A 2801-nucleotide genomic window follows, 5' to 3' on the forward strand; every position below is an offset into this window, starting at 1 on the left:
AGAGTCGGATTCGAAAAGCGTTCAACGATATCCATACCTTGCTAGCCGTCTGGTGATGAGACGAATGTGGGCGATCATGATCCACGCTTCGGCTGATGCGATCGAGCGTTCGACGTCTTTGGCCAATCTGCGGCATCTGCCAAGCCAGGCGAAGGTCCGTTCGACCACCCATCGACGCGGCAGAACCTCGAAGCCTTTCGCCTTGTCYGAGCGCTTGATGATCTCGATCGTCCAGCGCCCGATCTTTTTCAGTCGCCGCTTCAACTTATCGCCCGCATAGCCACCATCGGCGAAGACATGCAGYAACCATGGCCACCTGTGGCGGATGGATTTCRGGAGATCGGGAGCACCGTCGCGATCCTGGATGTCGGCGCTGTGCACCATGAGASCGACCATCAGGCCGAGCGTATCGACGATGATATGGCGCTTGCGGCCTTTGGTCTTCTTGCCCGCGTCATAGCCCCGGATGCCGCCGCTTTCGGTGGTTTTGACGCTCTGGCTATCGATCACACCGGCCGTCGGGCTTGCCTCCTTGCCCTCCAACTCGCGCGTTTCCATCACGAGACGATGGTTGATGCGTGGCCAAAGTCCCAACGCTCTCCATTCATAGAAATAGCGCTGGACGGTCGAGCAGGGTGGAAAATCCTTCGGCAGCATCCGCCATTGGCAACCAGTTGTGGCGATGTAAAGCAGGGCATTCACCACCTCTCGCAAATCCGTGGTCCGCGGGCGGCCCAAGCGGCGCGGCATTGGCAGGAAAGGCTGAACCAGACCCCATTCCCGATCCGTCATATCGCTTRCGTAGCGTGCCGTTCGCCGGGCATATTGCCGACGGGTGATTTTGGTCCAGGCCATCGTGTTCTCCATCGAATCTCGCAAATCCGAAGGAATCATAACCTGTTGAAATCACCCACCTCTTTTTGAGGCAGCCTCTGAGCTTAGAACTGCACGTGCCAGTTTCCCGGCATGCAGCTCAAGCCTCTGCTAAGCCCTCAGCGACGAGAGCCACCGGTTCCGGTGATAATAAAAGGGAGTGGGATCGTGGATCGAGCTTATCCGCTCGTGGCGAGGGTTGGTGTCGCCGTAGGGCGAAGTAACCATCCCACGCCGGATCGAATGGATTGGCGTCAGCCCGTACCCTCGCCGTTTGAGTGACGATAATCCTCCGATGCATTTCCCGGGTGTGTCCCAGATGGTCCGGTCCACCCCGGGTGTTCTCTTTCCTCTATTTTCCGTTACTCGCTTCACGGCCAATGCCTTGCCGCTGAACGAGTGGGTCAGCAGCCGTTGTAAGGCTTTTACCTTGCCCCAGCGGCGTTCCCGAACTGCTTTCGCGATACGCACTTGCAGCCGCCGCACGGATTGTCGAACCTTGCTCCAGTCAATCTGGTTCCAGTCCGCCGTTCCGCGGGAGGCTGCACCAGTCATTTTCATGACCGCCATTTGCTTTTCCTCCTGTAAGGGTTCTGCCTGTTCTCTCGCGATGAGAGACCAGTCGGAAGTCTGCTCCCTTTCGGGCGGGGTGATGTTGGTTGCCCATAACCCCTATCCGCGCCATTGCAGCACGGCCTTCGCTTTCTCCAACATCCTTTACCCGCACCTCCGACAGCGTTCCTTGCGGTCGGCCTGCCCGTTGCCGGGCGGGGATACGGGCTTACCGTGTTTCACTTGAATAACAGGAGCGGGTTAGACCCTGCCTTTTCGCCGGCGGTCATGTTGTCCGTGTGCTTCCAAACTAGCGGGAAGCATCCGACCGTGCACCTTTTGGTTCAAGCCTGTCAGCATCTTTGGCTTGTTCTCGATGACGACGAGTACAGCAGTTCACTTGAGTTGGTCATACCGCCCAGCCTAGCGCCCGATCCGCGTCGATGCTCGCAGATGATGCCTCCACCTCACGGCTTCCGCACGGCCCGAGGGCCCGGCTACATTGTCCCGGCAGCTTCACACCGGATTGTTGCCAATCCCGCATGTGCCGGTAGGCTACAGACGACGGAACGTCAGGTTCTCTGCGTGGTTTTTCTCCTTTCCCTTTCGAACAATTATTCAAGCGACTTCACGTCGCACCGAGCTCTTCGAGCTGTAATTCAGACGCGCCGTGCGCTCGGACCTCTGACCGCGCAGTTCGCGCCGGAGCTTTTCGATCGCCAGTTCCAGACTGACGATCAGCGCCTCGCTGTCCGACAGCATGGCCTGTGCATTGGCAGCTTGGGCCACCGCGATGTCCCGCTCGGCGGCAACGACATCGCGTTCGGCCTGAAGGATCGCACGCTCGGAAAGCAGCGCCCGATAGGCGCTTGTAAGGTCCGCAGGAAGATCGGAGGGCTTCGATACCATGAGCCATCTGATCAGATTCACTCAACATTTTCAATATAATAATGCTATCCGACCTTCGTCGGACGAGAGGTTTCCTGCGGATGGCGCCAATCAATTCCGGACAACAAATAAGAAAGCTGCGCAGGCGATATCGCTATCGCGCCGCCTTCCGCAGACGGCCAGACGAACCGCCCGCGGTCTAACTTTTTGGCATAAAGCGATAGTCCGACACCGTCATGCCATAGGGCCTTGATCAATCGACCATTTCTCCCGCGGAAAACAAAAACGTCGCCCTGGAACGGATTGCGGCTAAGCCCCTCTTGCACGATGAGAGCCAACCCCTGCATACCCTTGCGCATATCGCAGTGACCGCTGGCAATCCACACTCTGACGTTCGAACTGATCGGGATCATCGTCCCTCCAGCACATCAAGCACGCGCGACAACGTCGAGGCATCAAAGTCACGAGTGACCCGCACCGACCGGCCC

3 protein-coding genes and 1 pseudogene are annotated in these 2801 nt (G+C 58.2%); all 4 read right to left on the reverse strand.

What is annotated here, in order from left to right; genetic code table 11:
* Positions 1–21: 21 nt before the first annotated feature.
* Entirely contained in the window at positions 22–855 is an 834-nt protein-coding gene (locus QD409_RS35240; protein ID WP_430765014.1) for an IS5-like element ISRtr4 family transposase, read from the reverse strand.
* Between the two features lie 129 nt (positions 856–984).
* Positions 985–1443 (reverse strand): reverse transcriptase N-terminal domain-containing protein, encoded by a 459-nt coding sequence (locus tag QD409_RS35245; protein WP_051043303.1) that lies wholly within the window; start codon positions 1441–1443, stop codon positions 985–987.
* 642 nt (positions 1444–2085) lie between these two features.
* Positions 2086–2334, reverse strand: a pseudogene (locus QD409_RS35250) (IS66 family transposase); the annotation flags it as partial.
* A 44-nt stretch (positions 2335–2378) separates the two neighbouring features.
* Complete coding sequence (tnpB, locus tag QD409_RS35255; RefSeq protein WP_004126182.1) at positions 2379–2726, reverse strand: IS66 family insertion sequence element accessory protein TnpB; 348 nt, start codon at positions 2724–2726, stop codon at positions 2379–2381.
* Positions 2727–2801 lie beyond the last annotated feature (75 nt).

Origin of the sequence: Rhizobium sp. BR 315 (assembly GCF_050577975.1) — a bacterium.
Lineage (GTDB): Bacteria > Pseudomonadota > Alphaproteobacteria > Rhizobiales > Rhizobiaceae > Rhizobium > Rhizobium miluonense.